The organism is Helicobacter sp. UBA3407, assembly GCF_949747025.1.
Taxonomy (GTDB): domain Bacteria; phylum Campylobacterota; class Campylobacteria; order Campylobacterales; family Helicobacteraceae; genus Helicobacter_D; species Helicobacter_D ganmani.
In genome coordinates this window covers 1-5702 of record NZ_CATKCB010000081.1, presented here as the reverse complement: position 1 = coordinate 5702, position 5702 = coordinate 1, and the positions used below count along the sequence as shown (strand labels likewise).

The 5702-nt window shown below is 37.4% G+C and carries 6 protein-coding genes; all 6 read right to left on the bottom strand.

Annotation, left to right across the window (positions count from 1 at the left end):
* Window positions 1-25: 25 nt before the first annotated feature.
* A complete protein-coding gene (locus Q1553_RS01825; protein WP_115552059.1) occupies window positions 26-616 on the bottom strand; it encodes a DJ-1 family glyoxalase III in 591 nt (196 codons plus the stop codon).
* Between the two features lie 10 nt (window positions 617-626).
* A complete protein-coding gene (efp, locus tag Q1553_RS01820) occupies window positions 627-1190 on the bottom strand; it encodes an elongation factor P (RefSeq protein WP_297571581.1) in 564 nt (187 codons plus the stop codon).
* A 13-nt stretch (window positions 1191-1203) separates the two neighbouring features.
* Window positions 1204-2127, bottom strand: coding sequence for a class II fructose-bisphosphate aldolase (locus Q1553_RS01815; RefSeq protein ID WP_297578816.1), 924 nt, complete (start codon window positions 2125-2127; stop codon window positions 1204-1206).
* Window positions 2128-2136: 9 nt separating this feature from the next.
* On the bottom strand, window positions 2137-2952 hold the full coding sequence (locus tag Q1553_RS01810) for a peptidyl-prolyl cis-trans isomerase (RefSeq protein WP_115552062.1): 816 nt from the start codon (window positions 2950-2952) through the stop codon (window positions 2137-2139).
* 145 nt (window positions 2953-3097) lie between these two features.
* Complete coding sequence (locus tag Q1553_RS01805) at window positions 3098-3658, bottom strand: hypothetical protein (RefSeq protein WP_297600793.1); 561 nt, start codon at window positions 3656-3658, stop codon at window positions 3098-3100.
* Window positions 3659-3667: 9 nt separating this feature from the next.
* On the bottom strand, window positions 3668-5702 hold a 2035-nt coding region (locus tag Q1553_RS01800; RefSeq protein WP_300842709.1), incomplete at its 5' end, for a TonB-dependent receptor.

The window sequence follows — 5702 nt, the reverse complement described above, 5'->3', positions numbered from 1 at the left end:
TTATCCTTAGAAAAAAAATGTTTTTTCATTCAACCCCATTTTTGTTGAATTCATAAGCTAACATTCCACTTTGCACCTCTCTTGTCTTTGCTTCTCCTACCAACTCTTTTGCCAAAGCAAAACCAAAACATAATGCAGTAGCAGGACCTCTTGAGGTAATCAGATTCCCATCTTTGACAACAGCTTGATGAGGGATATAATTTTGATTTGCAATGTTTTCCTCTATACTAGGATAACAAGTAAAATTTTGATTAGTTAAAATATCGTGCTTAAAAAGTGCCAAAGGAGCTGCACAAATCGCTCCTATTACTCTGCCTCTTTTGTGTAAATCTGCTAGTAGCGCACCAACTTCTTTGGATTTGATAAGATTTTGTGTCCCCTCCCAGCCTCCAGGAAGCACAATACTATCAAGACTGCTTGCCAAAACTTCTGTAATTTTTACATTGACACCGATTTTTAAACCGCTTTGGGATTCCGCTATCAAAGTTTTTTGCGATTCCTCATCAACTGCTGCTAAAATCACTTCGCAACCCACACGCCTTAACACATCAATCACAGAAACAGCCTCAACCTCCTCAAACCCCTTTCCAAGTGGAATCAAAACCCTTATACTCATAATCTTTTCCCTATTTAACTTTGTCTAAATACTCACCTGTTTCAGTATTCACACGAATTACATCTCCTTCTAATACATGGTAAGGAACTTGCACCACCGCACCAGTTTCAAGCGTGGCAGGTTTTTTCCCTGCACTTGTCGTATCGCCTTTGAAATTTGGAGGTGTCTCTGTGATTTTTAATTCCACAGTTTGCGGCACATTCACAGTAATTGCTTTACCATTATGAAACAAAATACTAACTGCCATTCCGTCAATCATCCATTTTGCAACCTCTCCTACTTGCTCCTCACTCAAACCGATTTGCTCGTAGTTTTCGTTGTCCATAAACTGAAAATAATCGCCATCGTGATATAAAAACTGCATAGAACGTTCTTGCAAATTCGGTTCTTCGCATTTATCCCCCGCGTGGAATGTTTTTTCTAATACTCTTCCGTCTAAAAAAGATTTCATTTTCACACGCACAAATGCTGCACCCTTGCCGGGCTTTACATGCTGATATTCTGTGATTCTATAAGGAATCCCCTCTAACTCAACTTTTAAGCCTTTTTTCAAATCTCCCATTGAATAAGCCATTGTATTCCTTTATTTAAATTTTATTAGAACTTCCTAAAATGTCCATACGCTCCGCAATCACTTGCACCATAAATGCCTTTGCAGGAGCGAAAAACTTTCTTAAGTCAAATTGTGTTTTATCCTCATTTGCTACGCGTCGCACTTCAGACATAAATGCAATTCTTAGGTCTGTGTCGGTATTGATTTTGTTAATCCCGCCCTTTACCGCTTCTTGCAAAAATGCAAAAGGCACGCCCTTGCTTCCTTTTAAATCCCCTCCACTTGCCAAAAATGCTTCGCTGACATTTTGTGGAATCGCACTTGCTCCGTGTAAAACTAATGGAATCTTTGTGCGTCTTTTTACTTCAATCAAGCGGTCAAAGTCTAATTTTGGCTCACCTTTAAACTTAAAAGCTCCGTGGCTTGTGCCAATGGCTGGAGCTAAAAAATCTACTTTGGATTCTTTTACAAACTCTTCTGCTTCATTGGGATTTACCAAACACGCATCTTTTGCATCTACGGAGATATTATCCTCAATCCCCATTAAGCGTCCAAGCTCTGCCTCTACACTTACACCTGCAATGTGTGCAACCTCCACAACTTTTTTGGTTTCTTTTAAATTTTCCTCAAAACAATGATGACTTGCGTCGATCATTACGGAAGTGAATCCTGCGCGGATTGCTTTCACACAAGATTCAAAACTTGTTCCGTGGTCTAAATGCAATGCTACAGGAATATGTGGATAAGTTTTAGAGAGAATCTCCACCATTCCTACTGCCATTTCAATGCCCAAATATTTAATTGCACCCTCACTTGCTTGCACAATAATGGGAGAATTTTTAAGATTCGCTGCTTCAAAAATCGCACTTAGCATTTCATAATTTACAAAGTTAAAAGCACCTACGCCATAATTTTCCTTATTTGCCTTTTCTAAAATTGTATTTCCACAAACTAACATTGGGATTCCTTATTTAAAAATCTCAACTTTTGCTTTTTTTCGTAAGGATTCGCCCTCTTTTTTGATATTTTCTTGTAATTTTTTAATCTTTAGATTCTGCTCAATTTGCCCTTTTATATCATTAAGCGACAATGTGCCAGAAGATTTTTTATCTTCTACATAAATCACATGATAACCGAATTGTGTTTTAACTGGTGTTGCAGTATAAGTGCCTTTATTAAGTTTAAAGGCTGCGTTAGCAAATTCTGGCACCATTTGATTTTTGGCAAAATATCCTAGATTCCCTCCATCTTTTGCGGAACCATTTTGCATTTTTTCTCTAATAATTTCATTAAAGCGCGCACTTGTATTCTTGCCTGCTTTTTTAAGCTCTGCAATGATTGCTTTTGCGTCATTTTCGCTAGCCACTAAAATATGGCTTGCTTTTACCATTTCAGGTTGAACAAACTTGGTTTTGTTTTGATTATAAAATTGTGTAATTTCAGAATCTGTAACTTTGATTTTTTCTATTTGTTTGCGTGTCCAAACCTCAAGAGTTAGTTCCTCTTCCATAGCCACAAGGGCATCTTTGTATTCTTTAGAGCTTTGAATTTTGTCTTTTTTGGCTTGCTCTATCAAAAGCTTACGCTCCACTGCTTGATTGATAATCTGCGTTTTTGCATCTTCTGGTAATTGCTCAAACGCCACACCGGGTAAAGAACGCATTAAAGGCGCAATATCTTTTTCAGTAATAGACTTTCCATTTACTTTTGCATAATCTTTTGCAAAACTTACACCTTGCAACAAAGCAAATGCCACCATAGAACCCATAAGAATTTTTTTCATGTTTAACCTTAATTTGAAAATTTTTGAAATTTTACCTTTAAATTTTTAATATTTAATTAATGAAACCAAAAGCCATTCAATTAATCAATCGTTTTGTTGCACTTAAATCACTTCTTAAAGACACAAACCATAAAAACAAAAATCCTTACAAGCTTAAAGCAACTGCCAAAGCTGTAACCAAAAAACCTAGAATCGTAACTATACTAGCACTCAAATAATTTCGCTTGCAAAATGCAGTCAGAAAAAGCCCTGACAAATAAAGAACAATCAGTGCCACAGAGAATCCCACAGCCAAAATATCAAAATACCACTTCCCAGCTGCTTTATGTAGCATCAAAAGCACTCCATACCAGCCTCTCTCTACACTGCGAACAATGGGATTCCCTGCCTTATCTTTTGAAAGTGTTACAGAATACTTTAAGTTTCCCATAGAATATGAGTTTCTAAAAAAACGCAGGTCTGTATTTTGTGGAATCTTTAGATGATTTTTTTTAAGCGTTTCTAAAATGATTCGTTGTTCCTCTCCTTTGATAATTGGGGATTCCACCTTAACCTCTACAATCTCCGCTCCCGCATTTTGACGCACACCAAAAATATGAAAAGAACCTGTAATTGCATAAATTAAAGCCATAGGAATAAAAAACAAACTCACATACAAATGGATTTGCATCCAAGTTTTATTAGAAATCAATTTCTTTTTTATCATTTTTTATCCTTAAAATTCTGCGCGCAAAGTAAGCCAAAGATTCCTACCTGGAATCATTCTTTGATAATTATTCGTATAAGACAATCCTCTCGCACCTTGATAGGTTACATAATCCACAAAGTCTTCATCTAGTAAGTTGTTAATCACTGCTCCCAAAGTCCATTTTTTATTAAAATGATAATTTGCTCCCAAATCTACCGTATGCATATCTTTATAATACGCTCCCGGACCAATATTTGCAGTGTGTGCATTCGTCGTTGGAGTTTTTAGCTTTCCAACATAGCGCACATAAGTATCCCATTTGCTTTGTTTGTAGGAGAGTTTTGCGGAGAGATTGTGTCTTGGCACATCGTTTAAATCACTCCCTTTGTCCGCCCCGCTCTTTTTTTCTGTTTCTGTTAAAGCATAGTTAAAATCCGCATAGATTCCATTAGGAATCACAGAGGTCAAAAGTGCTTTGCTTTTCAATGAAACCTCTACACCCGAAACTACTGCTTTGTCTATGTTTTCATAAATATTACACGAATCGTATCCACACACTCCATATCCGCTTGGCAACATTGTGCCATTTAAATAATTTTGCGTGCTAATTGCCTTTTTTAAGTCTGTGTAGAATCCTGTAATCGTAAAAGTTGCCAAAGGCAACTCTACGATTCCACTTAACTCATAATTCCAACTCTCCTCTGCTTCCAAATCCTTGTTTCCATATGAGGCAATATCTCCACCTGCTCTACTGCTACTCACATCATATAACCCATCATAACGTGTGGCAAGCTCTGGAAGCCTCAATCCACTAGAGATTCCAGTCTTTAAGGTAAGCCACTCTGTCGGATAAGTATTAACATAGAATCTTGGATTGAAAAACTCTTTGTAAAAATCATCATAATTCACCCGCAATCCTGCAGTGGTAGAAACATACTCATTAAAGAAATATTCCCCCTCACCAAATAGCGCAAACTGATTGGAATCCTTATCAAACTTCGTATCACGATTAAAAAGTCTTTCGTATTTATAATAAGGTCCCGCAGTTAAAATCAAAGCACCTTTATCACCAAAATCATAATCCTTTTTCAAAGAAGAGCTTAAAATAATATTAGAATCATCAACCAGTCTTGTTCTATCTGGAGTGCCTGCACTTGCTCCTAAATTCACATCTTTATGTGGAATTTTTTGTGTGTTGAGATATTGGATATAGTTATTAATAGAACCCCAATCGTAGCTTCCATCGTGGTTTAAAATCGCATTATAGCGATGATATTCCCTCACGGCTGTAACTTGTGCGGAAGAAGTATTTAAGCTACCCATTCGTTGAAATCCGTAATCAAAATCCGCATAAAAACTATTTTGTGCATCTAAAAGATAGTTTAAGCGCCCACCGCCTGAAATATTACGATAACCTGTTGGGGAATGGCTTGTGTAAGGATTCGTGCTAGTGGGTAAATACCCGGGAATATCTTTTTGATAGAAATAATTTCCTTCGCCATAATACACTTTACCTCTAAGGTTTGCAGAAAATTGTTCATTGATAGGCACAAAAAGATTACCATTAACTCCATAGGTATTCCCCCAAGTATCGTGATGCTCTTGCAATCTTGTTTCAAGCGCAATCGTTCCACTTAACTCACTTGGATTCTTTTTGGTGATAATATTAATCACCCCACCCATTGCATCGCTTCCATAGATAAGAGATGAAGGACCGCGAATCACCTCTACGCGTTCAATCATACTTGCAGGCGGAATAAATCCACTTGTAGAATCAAAACCATTACCATCAAAACCCGCGTCCATATTCACGCGTTTGCCATCTATCAAAATCAAAGTATATTTAGACGCCATACCGCGCATTTGGATTGTTGTACCCCCTGTTTTGCTGATTGTCGTAGAAACACCCGGAACCTCCTGCACAATGTCTCCCAAATCCCTAATAGGACGATTTATAATCTCTTCTGCAGGAATCACAGAAATGCTTGCAGGAGCTTCTTTAATATCTTGTTCAAATCCAGAGGCACTCACGACAGAATCCCCTAAAACAAACTGCTCTGTC